Origin of the sequence: Corallococcus sp. CA054B (genome assembly GCF_003611625.1) — a bacterium.
Lineage (GTDB): Bacteria > Myxococcota > Myxococcia > Myxococcales > Myxococcaceae > Corallococcus > Corallococcus coralloides.
In genome coordinates, this window is the sequence record NZ_RAVY01000176.1 from 1 (window position 1) to 19,776 (window position 19,776).

Consider the following 19,776-nt stretch of genomic DNA (forward strand, 5'->3'; position numbering starts at 1 on the left):
GGGGTGGTGGCGGCGGCAGCGGGGCGTGCGCCTACTACGACGGGAACCTGAACCGCGTGCTCTGTGAGCAGCGCACCAACGGGGCCGGCTGTTCGGGCAAGTGGATGGGCAGCGGCACCAACTGCTCCGGCATGAAGTGCACGAGCAACACCGACCCCAACACCTGCACCGTGTCGGGAGGCAGCTCGGGCGGCACCTGCACGTCCACCTACCAGGGGCCCACTGGCGACGCGCAGGTCTACACGCAGTGCGCTTCCGTGTGGAACTACCGCTGCCAGCAGAAGAACGACAACGCCGCGGACCAGAACTGCCTCGTCTACGACTCGCTCGAGGCGACGGTGGAGTGCCCGTACTGCCCGTGAGTCACCGCACCGGTGGGCCGCGAGGCAGCGGTCCACCGGCAGCGCCGCGACTCAGGCGCGGTTGGCGATGGTCTTCGGCGGCAGCTTGAGGACCTGGCCCACCTTGATGTGGTCCGGGTCCTTGAGCTGATCCTTGTTGGCCTCGAAGATCTTCGTGTACAGCTTCATGTCCCCGTAGATGTCCTTGGCGAGCTTGCTGAGCGTGTCGCCGGACTTCACGGTGTGGACGCCGTAGGGCTCCGCGTGGGTCACGTCGAGCATGACCATGATTTCGTCGTTCCACTTCGGGTGCTTCGCCTTGATCTGATCCCACATGCGATCGCGGTCGAAGGCGTGGTCGACGGTGCCCTTGATGACGAGCTTGCCGTTCTCCTCGCGCGTCTCGATCTTCGCGCCCACGTTCTTCGCCACGTCCAGCACGTCCTGGTAGTCGTTCTGCAAGGCCATCCGCGTCCTCCTGTCGTGAGGGCGCGAACTCAAGCACCCCGCCCGCTGGCCATGACGGGCCACCGGGAAGGTCCTGAACGAAGCTCAACACTGCGAGGCCAGGAGCTGTTCAGAGCACCACGTCCGCGCCGGGCTCCGGTGTGACGTTCAGCTCCTCGGGCGGTGCGAAGGTGCCGTCCGGCCGCAGCTCGCGCAGGACCTCCTCGCGGCTCAGGCGCACCTCGCGGATGGTGCCATCCGGAGACAGCGCGTAGACGCGGTCCTGGTCCCCCCCGCCCACGAAGAGGCCGCCCAGCGCGGGATAGAGCATCACCAGCGCCAGCTCCGTCTCCAGCGGCCCCGCGAAGAGCACGTGCGCGTGCGCGGAGAACTGGGGCCGCTCGCCGTCCGCGTCCGGCGCGACGGACACGGGGATGAGCCCCTGGTGCAGGGGCAGCTCCTGGAGCTTCTGGCGGCCGTCCTTGCTGAACTTGAAGCGGAAGTCGCCGCCCAGCAGGTACAGGTTCGAGTCGTCGAAGCCCTGGAGCACGTAGACGGTGATGCCGTCGTCCTCCTCCACCACGACGGGGTTGAGCTGCTTGCGGCCGTGCACCTGGAAGACGCGCTCGCAGGCGGTGCTCACGGCGCGGGCCAGGGCGTCCATGCCTTCGGGCAGGGACTCGACGGGGAAGTCCTCCATCTCGCCGGAGAACTCGATGGGCGCGCGATACGCGTACGCGGGAACGAACACGTCCTGCGGATTGAAGCGGCCAAAGACGGAGTACCAGGCGTTGCCGCGCGGCACGGTGAAGAACCAGTTCATCCGCGAGCGGTCCAGGTCCGGACGCGCGAGCAGCAGGTCCGTGGCGCTGATGGCGCCCTTCTCCGATTCGACGATGTACTGCGCGCGCTTCTGCACGCGCTGGAGCTCCCCGTCCGCCACCAGCACCCCCAATGACTCCGGCGCATCCGGCGCGTCCACCGGGGCCGCTTGTGTCTGCGCGGCCGGCGTCGCGGTGGAGTGCGCGCGGCAGCCAGCGGTCAGTGCGACAAGGGCGACGAGCAGACTGCGAAGCATGGGGACTCCCGCGGACGTAGGGGCCCGGTCAGTCTGTGCCGACCGGGGCCCTCACGTCACGTCCCCCACTCACGGCGGGACCTCAGGCGCCCTGCTGCGTGGGCGCCAGCGCGGCCTTGATCTTCTCCTTCAGCGCCTTGCGGCGCTCCTTGAACTGCGCGCGCTGGGCCTCGTCGACCTGGCCGTTGCTGGAGGCGCGCGCGGCCTTCATCTCCTCGTGCAGCTGCTTCGCCTCCGCCTTGAACCCGTCGGCCTGGGCCTGCGTCAGGCGCCCTTCGGCGACCTGCTTGTCCAGCCGGTGCTCCATGCGGCCGAACTTGTGGCCCCCGCCGCCGTGCTTGCCCCGGCGTCCCTCGCACTGGCCGGCCCTGGCGTTGGAGTCGGACGGCGCGGCCGTCTGGGCGAGCACGGGAACGGCGAGGAGCAGCGTGGCGACGGCGGTACCGCGAAGCATGAACTTGAGCGACATGGTGTGTGGACTCCGGGTTCAGGTCAAAACGCTCCGGGAGCAGCCGTGCAGCCTGCTTCCCGTCGCGCTCTGACACTCAAAACCCCGGAGCCCGCCGAAGGTTAAATCACCTCCGGAAAAGCGCCGGCTACTGGCAGTCCGCCAGGCTGTAGGTGAAGTCCTGGCGCGGCGTGTGGCCCGGGTCCTGGTTGATGGCCGCGATGCTCAGGTCCGTGTACGACACCGTCTGCGTGCCGCCGATGACCATCTGCGTGCGCTGCACGCGCGTGGTGGACAGCACCACCTTGCCAATCGAGCCGGTGGGCTCGACGCGGTAGCAGTTCATGATGCGCGGATCCACCGTGGAGCGGCGGCACTGCGTGTACTGCCCCAGCACCGTGCGCTTCTCATACGTGCAGCGGCAGTCCCAGGGGTCATAGGCCTCCACCACCGTGGCCGCCTCGTAGCCCGTGGCCGTCTGCACCACCTCCAGGTAGCTGCCATCCTGCGGCTGCGTGCAGCGCATCAGCGTGTCGCCCACGGCGCCCTGCTTCACCTCCGCCAGCGCGGGCTCCACCTTCACCTCGGCGCCCGCCTCGATGGCGCTCAGCGTATCCCTCGAGTCCGCACCCTCACAGCCCAGGCCCAGCAGCGAAACACCCAGCAACACGACCGCGGAAAGACGCAGCGACACCTTCATGGACGACTCCTACGAATGGGGGGATGTCCGGGAGGACCCGGACAGCCCTCCTGTAGACGTTCAAGGCGGCCAGGTGCAACGCCCTTCTGCGTCACGAACGCGATACGGGCTTCAGCGCACGGGTGGCCATGAAGGTGGGCAGGAACGTGGAGAGCAGGTCCGTCCCTCCCTCGTAATTGTCCTCGAACAGGTTCGTGAGCACGAAGCCCGCCTCCAGCTGTCCGCCCAGCTGGTCCTCCAGCGAATGGCCCACGACCATGGGCTCGCCCTTATCGGTGTAGCGGCGGCGCTCCTCGTCCGTGAGGCTGGTGAAGTCCGAGTACGGCATCGTGTACTTGAGCCGCATCACGCCCTTCTCCTCCTCCGCCGGGTCGAAGAGGTAGCGCACCGGGTTGCAGATGCCCGACAGGAGCACGCCGCCCGGGCGCAGCACGCGGAAGGCCTCGCGCCACACCGGGAGGATCTCCGGCGCGAAGCAGTTGGAGCACGGGTGGAAGATGAGGTCGAAGCTCCCGTCGGCGAAGGCGGACAGGTCCCGCATGTCGCCCTCCACGTACTGGAGCGTGAGCCCCTCGCGCTCGGCCACCTTGCGGTCCTGCCCCAGCTGCGCGGGCGAGTTGTCGAACACGGTGACGTTCGCGCCCGCCGCCGCGAGCACCGGGCACTGCTGGCCACCCGCGCTCGCCAGGCCCAGCACGTCCTTGCCCTTCAGGTCCCCGAACCACGCGCGCGGCACGGGCTTCGTCGGGGTGAGCACCACGCTCCAGTCACCCCGTCGCGCGGCGTCGATGACCTCCGGGGACACCGGCAACGTCCACTTGTTGCCCCGCCCCACCTCGCCGTTCCACGCCTCGCGGTTGTACGTCCGCACGTCCAGGTCAGTCTTCATGCAGCACCCTTCCTTCCATGCCCCCGGCCACGGTGACGACCTCGCCCGTCACGTGGCCTGAGATGCGATCCGACGCGAGCGTCACCACGACGCGCGCCACGTCCTCCGGCTGTCCCACCTTGCGCAGCGGCATCGTCCGCGTGACGCGGCCGAGGAACTTCGGGTCCGTCAGCTTGTCGCGGTTGCGGTCCACTTCCGTCCAGCCCGGGCACACCACGTTGACGCGGCCCATGGGCGCGATGCGGTGCAGCTCGTTCTTCAGGCTCTTCACGAAGCCCGCCGCCAGCGCGCCCTTCGCCGCCGCGTAGTCCGTGTGGCCCGCCTCACCGAAGAGGCCCGCCGTGGAGCTGATGATGACGATGGTGCCCGTGCCCGTCGTCTCCACGTGGCGCAGGAACGCGCGGCAGCTCAGGAACACGCTGTCCAGGTTCTGCGCCAGCGTGCGGCGCCAGCGCTCCAGGGACATCTTCCACAGCGGCTCGTCGGGCGCGGGATACACGCCGGTGTTGCACACCAGCACGTCCAGCCGGCCCAGGTCCTTCACCGCCTGGGGCACCAGCGCGTCCACGTCCGCCTCCACCGTGAGGTCCGCGCGCACGGCCGCGCCGCCCACCTCGCGCGCGAGCGCCGCCGCCTTCTCCTGACTGCGGTGGTAGTGCACCGCCACCTTCGCGCCCTCGCCCGCGAACGCCCGCACCAGCGCGGAGCCGATGCCGCCCGCGCCGCCCGTCACCAGCACGCCCTTGCCCTGCAGTCCCGTGTCCATCGCTTCGCGACTCCTCGTGGGCTCCCGTCAGAGCGGGAGGAATGCGCGGCATGATGCCCGAGCCGTCCTGCGCGGACAGCCGGGACGAAGGAGCGGTGTCGCCAGGTGCGCTGCGTGCCGGGCAGCGGGACGAAATCCGCGCCGGACTCCTGACAGCGCCGCGCTACGGCGTGGACAGCCGCGCGCGGAGGCCCGCGACGAGCAGGTCCATCCCGAACGCGAACCGGCGATCGAAGTCGCGGTCCAGGATGGCGTCCACCGCGCCCGCCGCGTGCGGATAGCGCGCCGAGGCAAGCTGACGCAGCGCCCCTTCCCGCTCCTTCGCTTCGGCGTCCTGCGCGGTGAAGCCCTGCTCCTCGATGGTGAAGCCCAGCACGTAGTCGAGCACGGTGAAGGCCGCCCAGCCCGCCGCCCGCGAGTCGAACCCCGCCCGCGTCAGCGCGCCGATGACCGTGTCGGAGACGCGCAGCGTGTGCTCGGACACCACGAGGGTGCCGGCGTAGACGCGGGCGCCATCCCGGTGGGCCAGGAACGCGCGCCGCAGCTCGTCCGCCACGGTGCGCACCACGGGCTCCCACGGTGACTCCGGCGTCAGCGTCCGCGCCACGTCCCGCACCAGCGTGTCCGCCATCGCGTCCAGCAGGGCCTGCTTGCCCGGGAAGTGCCAGTACAGCGACGGGGCCTGGATGGAGAGCGCCTTCGCCAGGACGCGCATCGTGAGGCCCTCCAGGCCGTGCTCGTCCAGCAGCGTCCACGCCGCCGCCACCACCTGCTCCCGCTGGATTCGCATGCCCGCGCGGCCCCTCGCTGGCTTGACAATCTAACGCCGTTAGTCGATCCCTAACAACGTTAGTTTGACGCCTTCGGGCGGGAGGTCGGTCATGGCGGAGGTCCTCGATGTGGCGGTGGTGGGAGGAGGTCCCACCGGGCTGTGGCTCGCGTGCGAGCTGGCGCTGGCGGGCATCCGGGTGGAGCTGTTCGAGCGGCGCGTGGAGGCCGTGCGCGAGTCCCGGGCGCTGACGCTGCATCCGCGTTCGCTGGAGGTGCTCGCGCTGCGAGGGCTGGAGGACCGGTTCCTGAAACGGGGACGGCCGCTGCCCACCGGCCACTTCGCGATGCTCGACACGCGCCTGGACTTCAGCGTCCTGGACACGCGCTTCCCCTACACGCTGTTCCTCCCGCAGGCGGTGACGGAGGAACTGCTGGAGGAACGGGCGCGGGAGCTGGGCGTGGCCGTGCGGCGCGGCCACAAGGTGGAGGCCCTGCGCCAGGACGCCGAGGGCGTGGACCTGGAGGGCGCCACGGACGCGGGCACGTTCCGCATCCGGGCGCGCTTCGTGGTGGGCGCGGACGGGGCCCGGAGCGCGGTGCGGAGGCTGTCGGGCATCCCCTTCCCGGGGACGGACGTGACGCGCACGGCGATGTTGGGCGACGTGACGTTGGGTGCGCCGCCGGCCCAGCCCGCGCTCGGCATCTCGAACGAGCGGGGCGGCGTGATGGTGGTGCCCATGTCGCCGGGCGTCCACCGCATCGTCGTCACGGATCCACTCCGGGAGACGGCGCCGGTGCGCGAGCCCGTCACGATGGAGGAGCTGCGGGAGAGCACGCTGCGCATCGCGGGCTCGGACTTCGGCATGCGCGAGCCCCAGTGGCTGTCCCGCTTCGGCAACGAGACGCGGCTCGCGGAGCGCTACCGAGAGGGACGCGTGCTGCTCGCGGGCGACGCCGCGCACATCCACTTTCCAGCGGGAGGCCAGGGGCTCAACGTCGGCCTTCAAGACGCGATGAACCTGGGATGGAAGCTCGCGGCGGTGGTGAAGGACGGCGCGCCGGACGCACTGCTCGACAGCTACTCGCGCGAGCGCCGTCCCGTGGGCGAGGCGCTGATCCACAACACGCTGGCGCAGACCGCCCTCATGGGCGCCACGCGGGAGACGCTGGCCCTGCGCGAGCTGCTGAGCGGCCTGCTCCGTGAACCCCGGCTGAACCGCCAGCTCGCGGACAACATCGGGGCGCTCGACGTGGGCTACGCGCCGCTGGACGTGCCCGCGCCGCAGACGCCGTCACCGCTGCTGTCCGAGTGGTGCGGCCGGCGCTTGAGCGACGTGGAGCTCGGCGCGGACGTGCGGCTCTACGCGGCGCTGCATCCAGGCCGGTGGTTGCTGCTGGGTCTGGGCGAGGACGACTCACGCCCCCTGCCCCGCTGGGAGCCCGGCTGGCACTCCCAGGTGACGACGCTGCGCGCACGGGGCCGCGTGGGACGCGGGGACCTGGAAGGCGTGGGCGGCCTGCTGGTGCGCCCGGACGGCCATGTCGGCTGGGCCTGGGCCGCGTAGCAGCCCGGAGGCCGCACCGCGTTCGCGCATCACGGAGCGGGCGCCTGCCGTGAGCCGCGGGGACGAAACACGAAGGCCCGGGGCGTCATCCGCTCCCGGGCCTCGCGTGACACCTCCAGGCTTCTTCAGCCCAGGCGCAACAGCTGCCGGGCCTGCTCGGGGGTCGCCAGCTCACGGCCAGCGGCACGGGCCCGCTTCGCGGCCTCCGCCACCAGCTCGAAGTTGCCCTTCGCGAGCACGCCCTTGGACAGGTAGATGTTGTCCTCCAGGCCCACGCGCGCGTTGCCGCCGCGCTTCGCGGCCTCCTCCACGAACGGGAGCTGCTGGCGCCCCACGCCCGCCACCGTCCAGGAGCTCCCCTCCGGCAGCGCGGCGATCATGAAGTCCAGCACCTCCGGCCGCGCCTGCAGCGTGCCCGGCACGCCCAGCACGAAGTCGAAGTGCGCCGGCAGCTCCACCAGCCCCTCCTTCGCCAGGTAGCGCGCCTCGTCGATCATCCCGACGTCGAAGCACTCCAGCTCCGGCTTGAGGCCGATGCTCTTGATGCGCTTCGCGATGTCGCGCACCAGCGGCCGGGGATTCCAGAAGACCTCTTCCCCGAAGTTCACCGTGCCCGTGGTGAGCGTGGCCATGTCCGGCTTGTCCGCGCCGGTGAGCGTGAGCCCGCCGCAACGCTCGTCCACGTCCATGCCCACCGCGCCGCCCGTGGACACCTGGACGAGCACGTCCGTGCGCTTGCGGATGGCGCGGATGGCCGCGCGGAACAGCTCCGCGTCCTGCGACGGCTTGCCCTCCGCCGTGCGCACGTGGATGTGCACCATCGCCGCGCCAGCCTCGCGGCACTTCGCCGCGTCTTCGGCAATCTCCTCCGCGGTGATGGGCAGGTACGGCGTCTGCTCGCGCGTCGTCTCCGCGCCCACCAGGGCGGCGGTGATGACCATGGGCTTGCTCATCGCTTCACCCGCTGCTTGTCCTTGGGCACCACGCACGTGCCCGAAGCGCGGCACACCACCACCGCCTCCGGCAGCACGTCCGCCGCCGAGTCATTCACGTCCGGCCGGGGCTTGATGACCTTGCGGGCCTCGAAGCGCATCTTCCGCGACGTGTTGCCCTCGCTGATGATTTCGCCCTCCGCCTCGATGAAGTCCCCCGCGTACACCGGGGCCAGGAACTCCACGGAGTCGTAGGCGCGGAACAGGCCCTCGTCCCCGTCGGAACGGATGCACAGCTCCGTGGCCACGTCCCCGAACAGACCGAGCATCCGCGCCCCGTCCACCAGGTTGCCGCCGTAGTGCGCGTCATGGCTGCCCATGCGCAGCCGAAGTACCGCCTTCGTGCCAGTGCTCACGAGGGTTCCCCCTGGTAGTGGGAGTCCGCGGACTCCGTGCCTTCCTTCTTCATCACCGCGTGCACGATGTAGTTCGCCACGTCGGACGGCTTGGTGCCCGGCCCGAAGCCCGCGTCGAAGCCCAGCTCCAGCGCCAGCTTGTGGTCCACGCGCGGCCCGCCCAGGAGGAGCAGCGTCTTGCCGTGGATGCCCGCCGCCTTCGCCGCGTCGATGAACTGGCGCGAGTTGTCCTTGTGCACGTCGCGCTGCGTGACGACCTGGGACACCAGGATGGCGTCCGCGTGCTTCGCGGTGGCCTTCTTGATGAGGTCCTCGTTGGGCACCTGGCTGCCCAGGTTGAACGCCTCGAAGCCGGGGTAGCGCTCCAGGCCGTAGTCGCCCGCGTAGCCCTTCATGTTGAGGATGGCGTCGATGCCCACCGTGTGCGTGTCCGTGCCCGTGCACGCGCCGAAGACGACGATGCGCCGGCGCACCTTCTCCTTGATGAGCGCGTTGAGGTCGTCGAACCCCATCTTGCGCACCACCACCTCCGGCACGTCGATCTCCGCGTAGTCCAGCGTCACGTTGGAGCGGGCGTAGACGACGAAGAACGTGTACTGGTCCGCCGCGCGTTCGGCGGCGGCCACCTTCACGTCCGTGAAGCCCATCTTCTTCGTGAACTGGGCGGCGGCCTCCTTGGCCTTCTCCGACAGGGGCACCGGCAGCGTGAACGACAGCTGCACCATGCCGTCGTCGCGACGGTCGCCGTAGGGGCGGATGATCTGCTTGCTCGGCTTCACCATCGAACTAGCCCTTCTTGCCCTTGGGCGGCGTGAACGACACGCTGGTGCCCACCTTCTCGGCCACCGCGGCGAAACGGTCCTTCTTGCCCTGCTCCATGTAGAAGACCACCGACCACGTCGTCTTCCCGTTGCACCCCACGTACGTCACCGTGTCCACGTTGCCGCTGCCGTCCGGCGCCGCGTCCGTGTCCATCTTCGTGGCCGCCGGCTGGCCGCCGACCTTCAGCATCGTCCAGCTGGTGCCGCCCATGTTCGCGAGGATCTTCGTGCGGCACAGCTCCGCCTTCATGCCCGCGGTCTGCACCGTGCCCACGTCCACCATGAAGTACGCGTCGCCAGAGGGCGCCAGGAACTTCTCCGAGCCGTCCACGGTGGAGCGCGTCCACGCCGCCGGCGCCTTCAGCGCGATGTTCTTCACCGTCACGCTGCTCAACGCATCCGCGCTGCCGCCCGCGGCCATCATCACAGCCACGAAAGTACCCAGGATCATGACGCCTCCAGCATTTCCAGGAACGGATTGAAGTAATCCGGCGCCTTCGCCAGCACGCCGTCCAGGCCCTTGCCACCGGTCTCCTCGCGCTTCACGTCACCGAAGCGCCCCTTGCCGATGGCCGCCACCATGCCCTCGGTGTGGCACTCGCGCAGCAGCTCCTCCGCCTTGGCGAAGACCTCGCGCGCGCGGTTGGCGATCTTCCCGTCCTCGCGAACGGTGAACTCCTCGTCGATGCCCCGCGCCGCGCGGTGGATGTACGACGCGGACTTGAGCGCCACGTACCGGTCCGCGAGCAGCGGCGTGTGCATGGCCTCCGTCATCATGCCCAAGAGCTGGATGCCCTGCCGCGTCCAGATGGCCACCAGGTCCGCCATCACGTCGTACGCGTGGCTGAAGAAGATGTCCGTCTCCTTGTGCTTCGTGGGCGGCATGTACTTGAGCGGCGCGTCCGGGAAGCAGCGGCGCACCAGCATCGCCTGCGACAGCTCCAGGAGCAGCGTGTCGTCCCGGTACGGGTCGATTTCGTACGAGTGCCCGATGCCCAGCTGCCAGTCCTTGAGGCCCGCGCGCTTGGCGAAGCACTCGTTGATGAACTGGCTGGCGATGACGGTGTGGGCCGCGTCGTAGGCGTCCGCGGTGGTGATGTAGTTGTCCTCGCCGGTGTTGATGATGATGCCGGCCAGGGCGCAGATGCGGCGGCTGAAGTACTGGTCGATGAACGTCCGCCGCATGTTGATGTCGCGGAAGAGGATGCCGTACATCGCGTCGTTGAGGAGCATGTCCAGCCGCTCGTACGCCGCGCAGAAGGCGATCTCCGACATGCACAGGCCGGACGAGTAGTTGGTCAGCTGGATGTAGCGCTTGAGCTTGCGGCTCTCGTCATCCAGGGCCTCGCGCATCACGCGGAAGTTCTCCTGGGTGGCGTAGGTGCCGCCGTAGCCCTCCGTCGTCGCCCCGTGGGGCACGTAGTCCAGGAGCGACTGCGCCGTGGAGCGGATGACCGCGATGACGTCCGCGCCCGCCTGCGCCGCCGCTCTCGCCTGGTCCACGTCGTCGTAGATGTTGCCGGTGGCGACGATGACGTACTTGTGCGGCGCGGGCGACATGGGGAACTGCTCGCGCAGGGCATTGCGCTGGGCGATGCGGGCCTTCAGCTCCGTCATCGCCGCGCGGGCCTCCTCGCGCACGGCGTCCCGCAGGTTGGCTTCCATCTCCGGAGACAGCGCGCCCAGCTTGTCCGTGGGCAGCGCGGTGATGCGCTCCACGGCGTCCAGCGGACTGCTTGCACCCAGCTGCAGCGCGCGGCCGTACCAGTACGCGGCGCCCCGGTTGAGCACCCCGGCGGACTGCAGCTTGTCCACCATGAGGTTGGCCAGCGGTACGCCGCGCGCACCGGCGCCGGAAATGCCAAAGAAGCGCAGAACGGTGCGCTCATTGGAAACAGTGGTGTTGCGTTGGATGAGGTCGAAGATCGGATTGACGATCTCGTCCGCCAGCTTGCGCGCCTCGGCAATCCGCGCGTCGTCGATGAACGGGCCTGACATGCGCGCACCCTACCCGAGCGCAGCGTCCTTCGGCTCAAGAACACGGCCCCCCGCACCGCCAGCAAACGATGCCGCACCGCGCCTCTTGAATGGCGAGACGCATCACACGAGAGCCTTCTCACCGAAATTTCGCCGCACGCCCAGGCACCGACAAGGCGGTGCCATCATCCACCGCCATTTCGGTCCATCCACCGAAATGCCGGTTGCGGCGAGCGAACCCCCTGAGCCAACTCATTGAAATCACAAGAATCGAAAGCCCGGCACGAGGCGTGCTCTGGGGAATGGGGCGGTCCCCCGTAACCCCAGGAGCTCCCCTTGAACCGACGCTCGTTGATGCTCGCCGTCCTGCTGTCTGGCGCCCCCGTCCTCGCCGCCGGCAACCCGCCGCCCATCACCACCGACTCGGGCGCGCCGTTGGGCACGAACCAGAGCTCCAAGACGGCCGGCCCGCGGGGCGGCATCCTCCTGGAGGACTTCGCCCTCATCGAGAAGCTCGCGCGCTTCGACCGTGAGCGCATCCCGGAGCGCGTGGTGCACGCGCGCGGCGTGGGCGCCTACGGCTCCTTCGAGAGCTACGGCGACTTCTCCCACCTCACGCGCGCGTCCGTCTTCTCCCAGAAGGGCAAGAAGACGCCGATGTTCGTGCGCTTCTCCACGGTCATCCACCCTGGCGGTTCACCGGAGACGCTGCGCGACCCGCGCGGCTTCGCGCTGAAGTTCTTCACGGACGAGGGCAACTGGGACCTGGTCGGCAACAACCTGCCCATCTTCTTCATCCGTGACGCCATCAAGTTCCCGGACATGGTGCACTCGCTGAAGCCGTCCCCGGTCACCAACCGGCAGGACCCGGGCCGCTACTTCGACTTCTTCAGCCACCAGCCGGAATCCACGCACATGCTCACCCAGCTCTATTCGGACCTGGGCATCCCGGCGAACTACCGGCAGATGGACGGCAACGGCGTGCACGCCTTCAAGTTCGTCAACGCCAGGGGCCAGGTGAAGTACGTCAAGTTCAACTGGAAGTCCCAGCAGGGCGTGAAGGGCCTCACCGCGGCGGAGGCCACGAAGCTGGGCGGCGAGGACTTCCAGCACGCCACGCACGACCTCTACACGAACATCCAGGCGGGTAGGTTCCCCTCGTGGGAGCTGAGCGTGCAGGTGCTGGATCCCAAGGACCTGGACGGCTTCACGTTCGATCCGCTGGACGCCACCAAGGACTGGCCGAAGGACAAGCTGCCCCCGGTGAAGCTGGGCAGGTTCACCCTCAACAAGATGCCGGACAACTTCTTCGAGGAGACGGAGCAGTCCGCCTTCTCCCCGGGCGTGATGCCGCCGGGCATCGAGCCGTCCGAGGACCGGCTGCTGCAGGGCCGCCTCTTCTCCTACGCGGACACGCAGCGCTACCGCCTGGGCGCCAACTACCTGTCCCTGCCGGTGAACCGCGCTCGGGCCGCGGTGAACAACAACAGCCAGGCCGGCGCGATGAACAGCGGCAACACGAAGTCGGACGTGAACTACGAGCCCAGCGTCACGCGTGAGACGCAGGACACGCCCTCCGCCCTCTTCTCCAACGCGCCGCTCACCGGCACCACGCAGCAGCGCCCCATCGAGAAGACGGACAACTTCACGCAGGCGGGCGCCTTCTGGACGGCGCTCGACGCGGGCGCCAAGGAGCGGCTCATCCAGAACCTGGCCGGCGACCTGGGCCAGGTGCGCGACGCGAAGGTCAAGGCGCGCATGGTGGGCCACTTCTACGCGGCGAACGCGGACTACGGCACGCGCCTGGCCAAGGCCGTGAACGTGAAGCTGGACGACGCGAAGGCCACCGTCGCCCCGCTCGCCACCCACAGCGTGCCGTGAGCTGACGACACCGGGGCCGCCGGTGACACGACGGCGGCCCTGTCTCCCCTTCACTCTTCCTTCGCTGGAGATGCCCTCATGGTTCGCAAGCTGCTGCTCGGTTCGCTGGGTCTGGTGATGCTGGTGTGCACGGTGCTGACCGCCGCGTGGATGTCCCTGCGCTCTCCGGCGACGCCCGCCGGACGGCTGCTCGCCACCAGCGATGCGGAGCGCTACCTGCTCGCCGCCGCGCGCGAGGGTGAGACGGACATCATCCAGGGGCTCGTCAAGGCCGGCACGCCCGTGGAGGCCCGTGACGCGCGAGGCTTCTCCCCCCTCATCCTCGCCGCCTATTACGGCCACACCCAGACGGTGCAGGCACTGCTCGACGCCGGGGCGGACGCGTGCGCGGGTGACAGCCGGGGCAACACCGCCCTCATGGGCGCCGCCTTCAAGGGCTACGCGGATGTGGTGAAGCTGCTCTCCGCCCAGCCCTGCGCCGTGGACCAGACCAACCGGCTGGGCCAGACGGCCCTGATGTTCGCCGTCCTCTTCGGCCGCACTGAGGTGGCCGACCAGCTGCGCCACCAGGGCGCCTCTCCCGCGCTACGCGACACCAGCGGCCGCTCGGCCAATGACTGGGCCCGGACCCAGACGCCGGACGCCCCCGTCGCTCCCGTCCAGGCTCCGGAAGCCCCTACCGCGCAGGTGCGCTGAAGCCCGCGCGCCAGGGACGGGGCCGCCTGTCAGCCGCCCCGGACACCAGCCATCCCCGAAGGCTTCATTTCCCACCCATGGAGGCTCTGTGATGACCTACGGGAATGGGATTAGTCGGCTTAATAAGTGTTTTACGTAGCATGCAAAAATACCGCAATATTCTGTCTAACCTTGACTCTTACAGGGGGTCCTACCGCATAACATCCCGCGTCCGATCAGGAGTGCGGGAATGAACAGCCATTGGTCAAAGCCGTTGCAGCGATGTGTGGTTTTGGCACTCGCGGGGATGTTGGGCGGTTGTGATTTCGGCATGGGCCCGGACAAGGAGGAGGCTCCTCCCGCCGCGCCCGAGGCTCCACAGCAGGTCGTCGCGCAGCCGGCGGACGCTTCCGCCCTGGTGACATGGACGGTGCCGCCCAAGGATGGAGGCAGCCCGATCCTCTACTACGTGGTGCGCTGCATCCCCGAGTGTGGCGGCGCACTGGTGAACGCGCCCGACACGCAGGCCACCATCCGCGGGCTGAACAACGCCTTCCCCTACGCCTTCAAGGTCGCCGCGGTGAACGCGATGGGCGAGGGCCCGGGCTCCGCCAATTCCGAGATCGTCACGCCCCAGGCGGGCATGACCATCGCGAACCCCACCGTGCCGGGACAGCCGCGCGCGGTGAACCCCACGGCGGGCAATGCACAGGCCTACGTGAGCTGGCTGGCCCCGGCGAGCTTCGGGGGACGACCCTTGAGCTACTACAAGATCATGGCGGAGCCCGGTGGCCTCACCCAGCGGGTGAATGCCCCCTCCTCCGGGATGCTGTTCGAGGGCCTCGCCAACGGCACCGCGTACACCTTCACCGTCTGCGCGGCCAACGAGCTGGGAGAAGGCCCCTGCACCCGGGCGCCCGCGGAGGTGTCGCCGCGGAGCGGTGGCGCCCCGGTCAGTTGGGTCATGGGCTACTGGGTGGGCTACCAGAAGGACCTCTACCCGGCGGAGACCGTGGACATGTCGCTGCTCACGCACGTGGTCATGGGGCGCATCCGGCCGCAGGTGGATGGCACGATCACCAAGGTCTTCGACATCAGCGAACACGAGGGACCGATCCATGCCCGGAAGATCGAGCAGCAGGCTCACGCCGCGGGCAAGAAGGCCCTGCTGATGCTGGGTGGCATGGATGAGCACAAGGGCTTCCAGGGCGCGACGGGGACGGTCGAGAAGCGCCGGAACTTCGCCCGCAACATCGTCGATGCCGTGCACGAGTTCGGTTACGACGGCGTCGACGTGGACTGGGAGCCCATCGAGCTGCCGGAGGACGGACCGCCGCTGCTCGCCCTCCTGGACGACCTGCGCGCCCTGGACGACAAGCTCATCATCACCGTGCCTGTGGGCTGGGTGAACTCCAACTTCGGCCTGAGCAAGGAGGAGGCGGAGTTCCACCGCCAGCTGGTGGCCCGCGTCGACCAGCTGAACATCATGTCGTACAAGATGAGCGGCGACTGGCCGGATTGGCAGACCTGGCACTCCAGCCCGCTCTTCGGCGACACGCTGGCCCACCCCACCTCCGTCTCCACCTCCGTGAAGGCGTTCCTCGCGGCGGGAATCCCCGCGCAGCGCCTGGGCGTCGGCATCGGCTTCTTCGGGACCTGCTGGAAGAACGTCACGGAGCCAGGCCAGCCCGTGGACGGCCCCAACAATCCGTACGAGGAGCAGAGCGACAACCGGATGAGCTACGCCAACATCCAGAAGGAGTACCTGCCCAAGATGAAGTACATCTGGGACGCCACGGCGCGGGTGCCCTACCTCTCCGACGCCGACGCGAAGGGCCCGCAGTCCTGCAACTTCATCTCCTATGAGGACATCCCCTCCGTGACGGAGAAGGGCCGCTGGGCGCGAGAGCTGGGCCTGGGGGGCGGCATCATCTGGACCATCAACCAGGGCCACATCAATGCGGCCCCGGCGGGTGAGAAGGATCCACTCCTCAAGGCCGTGCACACGGCCTTCCTCAAGCCCTAAGCCAGGGGAAGTAAGTCCTGTCAGGGGGTAGCGCGAGGCGCAAGCAGACTGAGCCGTCCTGAGCGCCGCAAGCGGTGCAGCAGTCGGACGGCTTCCGGATAGAACGCCTCGCGCTGCTCGGTCAGCATCTGACTGAAGTAGGTGCTCTTGAGCTCGTCCCAGTAGCCCTCAATCCAGTTGAGGGTTTCCGAGGTGTACGAAGGCAGCCGCAAGACGCGCACCTGGGGCCGTGCGGCTTCAAGGGCGGCTTGGGCGCGGTGGGAAGTGAAGGGGCCGCCGTTGTCGAGGACGAGCACGATGCGCCTGCCCGTCCGCTTTGCCCGCGCCACCAGCTTTTCGAGCAGCGACAGAAACAGAGCGGTGGTGACGCTCTTGGGCTGGTAGGCGAAGAGGAAGTGCCTGCTGGGAAAGCGGATGGCGCCCACCACTCCCACTCGCACATTCTTGCCCGGAGTGGGCACCAGCAGCCGCTGCCCTTTGCGCCGCCACGCGGAGCGCGTCACCGGGAGCAGGTTGAAGTGAACGCCGTCGGCGTACCACAGCTCGAAGTCGGCCCGGGGCTCTCGGGCTGCCTTCTGCAGACGGTGCAGGCGCCTGAAGGCGCGTGCTTTTTTCCTCCTCGTCCGCCAGGTGCCGGGTGGTGAGCTTGGCGCGCCGCCACACATAGCCGTGGCACCGCAGGACTTCGCCCACCCACCGCGCGCTCAGCCGCACGCCGGTACGTTGCTGGAGATAGGCGGCCAGACGTGCACGCGTCCAGCGGGCAAACGCAAAGCCCAGTTCCTTCGGCGCCGTTTCCACGGTGCGCATCAGGAGCATGAGGGAGTCGGCGGACACTCTCGACGGCCGGCCCGGACGGGCCGCGTCAGCCAGTCCCGCCAACCCGTGCTGACGCCAGCGTCGGCGGCAGCGCTGGACGGTGCGTGTCGTCAGCCCCAAGGCCGTGGCGATGTGCGGGGCACTCTGGCCTTGAGCACTCAACAGCACGATGGCCGCTCGCAGCGCCACGCCCTGCGGCGCCTGCTGCCGCAGAGCGCGTACCAGCCCACGCCGCTCGGCCGCCGTCAGTTCCAACGCTCGGTGCTGGTGGGGCACTTCGCCGCTCCTTCCGCATAACCGGAGGAGCGGCAACTCTACCCCCTGACAGGACTTACTTCCTCTGGCTTAGACGTAGCGGGACTCGAAGAGCTGGCGCAGCGACGGTTCGGTGCGCAAGAGCTCCAGCGTGAGGGCGGCGTGGTTGGGGACGTAGCCATTGCCCACGAGCATGGTGACGTCCTTGCCCACGCCCTCCGCGCCCAGGGCCGCCGTGGTGAAGCTGGTGGCCATGGAGAAGAAGATGACGGTGCCGCCGTCCTTCACGGACAAGAGTGACGCCATCTCCGTGTTGCCCACGCTGGCGCAGTTGACCACCAGGTCGCAGAGCTGACCGCCCGTCGCCTTGGACACGGCCTCCATCACGTCCACGCCCTGGGTGGCGTCCACCTTCAGCGCCTCGTCACACAGGCCGATGGCGGACAGCGCGTCCAGCGCCTTCTGGGAGATGTCCAGCGCCAGCAGCTTGCCGCGGCTCTCCAGGCTGCGGCGGGCCTGCGCCAGGCACAGCGCGCCGCTCTTGCCCGCGCCCAGCACCGCCACCGTCATGCCCGGGCGCACGTGGCGCGCCACCAGCGCGGGCGCGCCGCAGACATCCAGCGCCGCCAGGGACAGCGTGTCCGGCATGTCCTCCGGGAGCTTCGCGTAGATGCCGCTCGCGAAGAGCAGCGCGTGGCCGCGGATGTCCACGCGGTCGATGTCCGCGTGCACCGCCTTCACCTCTTCGATGACGAGCGGCGTGAGCGTCAGGCTCACCAGCGTGGCGATGCGGTCCCCGGGCTTGAGCACGCCGTTGGCGGGGTGCTTCGCGCCCAGCTCCTTCACGCGGCCAATGAGCATGCCGCCGGAGCCGGTGACGGGGTTCTGCATCTTGCCGCGCTCGAGGACGATGTCCTGGATGCGGGAGGCGATGCGCGCGGGGTCGCCGCCCACGTCGTCCTTGATCTGCTTGAAGGACGCGGCGTCGATGTTGAGGCTCTCCACGTCGATGAGCAGCTCCGCCTCGCGGCACGGCAGCGAGGGGTCCAGCTTGCGAGCGCGCTGCGGCAGCACGCCCTTCTCCGCCACGACGCGCGACAGTCCGTAGGTATCCATGGGCTCCCCCTTATCAGTCCCGCGCGAGGAGCGGCACCAGCACCGACAGCGACCGCTCGAAGCGGTACGACACGCCCGAGTGCCCGTCCTCGAACTCCTCGTGCGCCACGTCCACGCCGCCGGCCTTCAGGTCGTCCGCCACCATGCGCGTGCCCCAGCGCAGGTTGAACTCGTCGCGCGTGCCGGCGTCCAGGTAGACCGTCTTGAGCTTGCGGAAGGAGTCCATGAACTTGGGCACGAAGCGCACGGGGTCGTGCACGAGCCACCGGTTCCACACGTCCAGGCGCAGCTTCGCGTTGTGCTGCTCGAAGGGCAGCTCCAGGTTGAGCGGCTCGCCCTTCTTCGGCGAGTACGCCGCCGCCATGGCCAGGATGTTGATGACCGGGAAGTCGTCGCCGCGCACCTTGGTGGCCACGGCGCGCTGGCGCAGCTCCGTCACCCACGCCTCCACGCCGCCGGCCTTCATCAGGGCGGTGGCGGCCTTGGGCAGGTCCGGCATGTACGAGTACTCGAAGTAGGAATCCGGGGCGTGCGCGCCGACCAGGGAGAAGATCTCCGGGTGGTAGCGGCCCATCACCAGCGCGCCGTAGCCGCCGGAGCTGTGGCCCACCACCGCGCGGGACGCGGCCTTGGGCAGCGTGCGGAAGGTCTTGTCCACGAAGCCGACGATGTCCTTGACCAGGTAGTCGCGGTAGCGGCCGATGGCGTCGCTGTTCACCCACTGGCTGCCGCCGAGCTTCGTCCACGCGTCAGGGAAGACGCCGATGACGGGCGGAATGGCACCCTGCTCGATCAGCGCGTCCAGGCGGTCCGGCACGGAGGGCGAGAAGCCGGACGCGTTGGTCCACGAGCCGCCGCCGTTGCCGAAGGCGTGCAGGAAGTAGACGACCGCGTAGCGCTGCGTGCCTTCCGCGTAGCCCGGCGGCAGGTACACGGTGAGCCGGCGGCGGGCCGGATCTCCCAGCGGGTTGTTCTCCAGCGCGGGGGAATGCACTTCACGCGTCTCGAGCACGCCCTTCATCGGTGCTTCTCCTGGTCGCGGTGCGCCGCGCGGTCTACGCGCTGGAGCCCGGGTGCTTGCCGAACAGCTTCATCACCTGCTGCAGGTCCTCCCACGCCTTGCGCTTCTCCGCGCTGTTGCGCAGGAGGTACGCGGGGTGGAAGGTGGGCATGAGCTGGATGCCCTCGTATTCGCGCCACTGCCCCCGCATGCGGGTGATGGGGGTGGTGTCCCTGAGCAGCGTCTGCGCCGCGAACTTGCCCAGCGCGACGATGACCCTGGGCTGGATGGCGAGCAACTGCGAGCGCAGGAAGGGCTCGCACGCGGCGATCTCATCCGGCTCCGGGTTGCGGTTGCCGGGCGGGCGGCACTTCACGACGTTGGCGATGTAGACGTCGTTCCGGGTGAAGCCCATGGCGCCAATCATCTTGGTGAGCAGGTCGCCGGCGGCGCCCACGAAGGGCACGCCCTGGAGGTCCTCGCTCTCACCGGGGCCCTCGCCCACGAACACCAGGTCCGCGCGAGGGTTGCCGGAGCCGAACACGATGTTCTTGCGGCCCGTGCACAGCTTGCAGCGGCGGCAGTCACCCAGCTCGCGGCGGATCTGATCCAGCGTGGGGCGTTCGCCCTCCACGACGCCGGGCAGCGCGCCGTTGTAGCGGGGCACGGACCTGGGCACGTCCAGGAGCATCTCCGGAGCCGGCGCCGATGCGGCGCGGGGGGCCGGAGCCACACCCGGAGCTTCGGAGGCCAGGGGGCGTGATGCGGCCAGGGGCGGCGCGGCCAGCGGACGGGAAGCGCCCAGGGGCTGCTTCATCGCGGCGTGCAGGGTGTCGCGCGACGGGGACTCCGC

General features: G+C 69.2%; 22 protein-coding genes and 1 pseudogene. 6 read left to right on the plus strand and 17 right to left on the minus strand.

Annotated elements, in window-relative coordinates:
• On the plus strand, nt 1-362 hold a 362-nt coding region (locus tag D7V80_RS41955; protein ID WP_158616734.1), incomplete at its 5' end, for a hypothetical protein.
• Between the two features lie 51 nt (nt 363-413).
• Here D7V80_RS41955 and D7V80_RS31645 read toward each other — a convergent pair.
• The 7 genes from D7V80_RS31645 to D7V80_RS31675 form a co-directional block, all read right to left on the minus strand.
• Complete coding sequence (locus D7V80_RS31645; RefSeq protein ID WP_120591671.1) at nt 414-809, minus strand: LysM peptidoglycan-binding domain-containing protein; 396 nt, start codon at nt 807-809, stop codon at nt 414-416.
• Between the two features lie 109 nt (nt 810-918).
• Nucleotides 919-1,866 carry a hypothetical protein gene (locus tag D7V80_RS31650; protein ID WP_147447273.1) on the minus strand — a complete coding sequence of 316 codons (948 nt, stop codon included), beginning with the start codon at nt 1,864-1,866 and terminating at the stop codon, nt 919-921.
• 82 nt (nt 1,867-1,948) lie between these two features.
• On the minus strand, nt 1,949-2,335 hold the full coding sequence (locus D7V80_RS31655) for a hypothetical protein (RefSeq protein ID WP_120591673.1): 387 nt from the start codon (nt 2,333-2,335) through the stop codon (nt 1,949-1,951).
• 127 nt (nt 2,336-2,462) lie between these two features.
• Nucleotides 2,463-3,014, minus strand: coding sequence for a hypothetical protein (locus D7V80_RS31660; protein WP_120591674.1), 552 nt, complete (start codon nt 3,012-3,014; stop codon nt 2,463-2,465).
• A gap of 91 nt (nt 3,015-3,105) precedes the next feature.
• Nucleotides 3,106-3,903 (minus strand): class I SAM-dependent methyltransferase, encoded by a 798-nt coding sequence (locus D7V80_RS31665; RefSeq protein WP_120591675.1) that lies wholly within the window; start codon nt 3,901-3,903, stop codon nt 3,106-3,108.
• A complete protein-coding gene (locus D7V80_RS31670) occupies nt 3,893-4,669 on the minus strand; it encodes an SDR family NAD(P)-dependent oxidoreductase (RefSeq protein WP_120591676.1) in 777 nt (258 codons plus the stop codon). The genes D7V80_RS31665 and D7V80_RS31670 overlap by 11 nt, the downstream gene beginning before the upstream one ends.
• Nucleotides 4,670-4,832: 163 nt before the next feature.
• Nucleotides 4,833-5,459, minus strand: coding sequence for a TetR/AcrR family transcriptional regulator C-terminal domain-containing protein (locus D7V80_RS31675; protein WP_120591677.1), 627 nt, complete (start codon nt 5,457-5,459; stop codon nt 4,833-4,835).
• Between the two features lie 91 nt (nt 5,460-5,550).
• Here D7V80_RS31675 and D7V80_RS31680 point away from each other — a divergent pair, with 91 nt between their 5' ends.
• Nucleotides 5,551-7,005 carry an FAD-dependent monooxygenase gene (locus D7V80_RS31680; protein WP_120591678.1) on the plus strand — a complete coding sequence of 485 codons (1,455 nt, stop codon included), beginning with the start codon at nt 5,551-5,553 and terminating at the stop codon, nt 7,003-7,005.
• A 125-nt stretch (nt 7,006-7,130) separates the two neighbouring features.
• Here the strand turns inward: D7V80_RS31680 and D7V80_RS31685 are convergent, their stop codons facing one another.
• Genes D7V80_RS31685 through D7V80_RS31705 form a run of 5 tightly spaced genes read right to left on the minus strand, consistent with a single transcriptional unit; the run spans nt 7,131 to nt 11,172 of the window.
• On the minus strand, nt 7,131-7,958 hold the full coding sequence (locus tag D7V80_RS31685; RefSeq protein WP_120591679.1) for a 3-keto-5-aminohexanoate cleavage protein: 828 nt from the start codon (nt 7,956-7,958) through the stop codon (nt 7,131-7,133).
• On the minus strand, nt 7,955-8,353 hold the full coding sequence (locus D7V80_RS31690; RefSeq protein WP_014396341.1) for a hotdog fold domain-containing protein: 399 nt from the start codon (nt 8,351-8,353) through the stop codon (nt 7,955-7,957). The genes D7V80_RS31685 and D7V80_RS31690 overlap by 4 nt, the downstream gene beginning before the upstream one ends.
• Nucleotides 8,350-9,135 (minus strand): OAM dimerization domain-containing protein, encoded by a 786-nt coding sequence (locus D7V80_RS31695; RefSeq protein ID WP_014396340.1) that lies wholly within the window; start codon nt 9,133-9,135, stop codon nt 8,350-8,352. The genes D7V80_RS31690 and D7V80_RS31695 overlap by 4 nt, the downstream gene beginning before the upstream one ends.
• 4 nt (nt 9,136-9,139) lie before the next feature.
• Complete coding sequence (locus D7V80_RS31700; protein ID WP_120591680.1) at nt 9,140-9,625, minus strand: hypothetical protein; 486 nt, start codon at nt 9,623-9,625, stop codon at nt 9,140-9,142.
• A complete protein-coding gene (locus tag D7V80_RS31705) occupies nt 9,622-11,172 on the minus strand; it encodes a lysine 5,6-aminomutase subunit alpha (RefSeq protein WP_120591681.1) in 1,551 nt (516 codons plus the stop codon). Before D7V80_RS31705 ends, D7V80_RS31700 begins: the two co-directional genes overlap by 4 nt.
• A 315-nt stretch (nt 11,173-11,487) precedes the next feature.
• Here D7V80_RS31705 and D7V80_RS31710 point away from each other — a divergent pair, with 315 nt between their 5' ends.
• The 3 genes from D7V80_RS31710 to D7V80_RS31720 all read left to right on the plus strand — a co-directional run bounded on the left by D7V80_RS31710 (nt 11,488) and on the right by D7V80_RS31720 (nt 15,733).
• Entirely contained in the window at nt 11,488-13,032 is a 1,545-nt protein-coding gene (locus D7V80_RS31710) for a catalase (protein ID WP_120591682.1), read from the plus strand.
• A 78-nt stretch (nt 13,033-13,110) separates the two neighbouring features.
• A complete protein-coding gene (locus D7V80_RS31715; RefSeq protein WP_120591683.1) occupies nt 13,111-13,728 on the plus strand; it encodes an ankyrin repeat domain-containing protein in 618 nt (205 codons plus the stop codon).
• Nucleotides 13,729-14,038: 310 nt separating this feature from the next.
• Nucleotides 14,039-15,733 carry a glycosyl hydrolase family 18 protein gene (locus tag D7V80_RS31720; protein WP_233585870.1) on the plus strand — a complete coding sequence of 565 codons (1,695 nt, stop codon included), beginning with the start codon at nt 14,039-14,041 and terminating at the stop codon, nt 15,731-15,733.
• Between the two features lie 20 nt (nt 15,734-15,753).
• Here the strand turns inward: D7V80_RS31720 and D7V80_RS31725 are convergent, their stop codons facing one another.
• Nucleotides 15,754-16,398, minus strand: a complete 645-nt coding sequence (locus D7V80_RS31725) for a transposase (protein WP_120591685.1) — start codon at nt 16,396-16,398, stop codon at nt 15,754-15,756.
• Nucleotides 16,358-16,741 (minus strand): annotated as a pseudogene (locus D7V80_RS44015) (helix-turn-helix domain-containing protein); the annotation flags it as partial. The gene D7V80_RS31725 and the pseudogene D7V80_RS44015, both read right to left, overlap by 41 nt.
• On the opposite strand from D7V80_RS44015, the gene D7V80_RS43105 reads away from it, so the two are divergent.
• Nucleotides 16,703-16,849: a hypothetical protein gene (locus D7V80_RS43105; RefSeq protein WP_233585871.1), complete on the plus strand. Its 147-nt coding sequence runs from the start codon at nt 16,703-16,705 to the stop codon at nt 16,847-16,849. The pseudogene D7V80_RS44015 and the gene D7V80_RS43105 overlap by 39 nt on opposite strands.
• A gap of 48 nt (nt 16,850-16,897) precedes the next feature.
• On the opposite strand, the gene D7V80_RS31735 is transcribed toward D7V80_RS43105, so the two are convergent.
• The 3 genes from D7V80_RS31735 to D7V80_RS31745 are packed head-to-tail and all read right to left on the minus strand — an operon-like array spanning nt 16,898 to nt 19,740.
• Nucleotides 16,898-17,923 carry an L-erythro-3,5-diaminohexanoate dehydrogenase gene (locus D7V80_RS31735; protein WP_120591686.1) on the minus strand — a complete coding sequence of 342 codons (1,026 nt, stop codon included), beginning with the start codon at nt 17,921-17,923 and terminating at the stop codon, nt 16,898-16,900.
• A gap of 13 nt (nt 17,924-17,936) precedes the next feature.
• Nucleotides 17,937-18,944 (minus strand): esterase family protein, encoded by a 1,008-nt coding sequence (locus D7V80_RS31740; protein ID WP_120591687.1) that lies wholly within the window; start codon nt 18,942-18,944, stop codon nt 17,937-17,939.
• Between the two features lie 34 nt (nt 18,945-18,978).
• Nucleotides 18,979-19,740, minus strand: coding sequence for a uracil-DNA glycosylase family protein (locus tag D7V80_RS31745; protein ID WP_370452571.1), 762 nt, complete (start codon nt 19,738-19,740; stop codon nt 18,979-18,981).
• Nucleotides 19,741-19,776 lie beyond the last annotated feature (36 nt).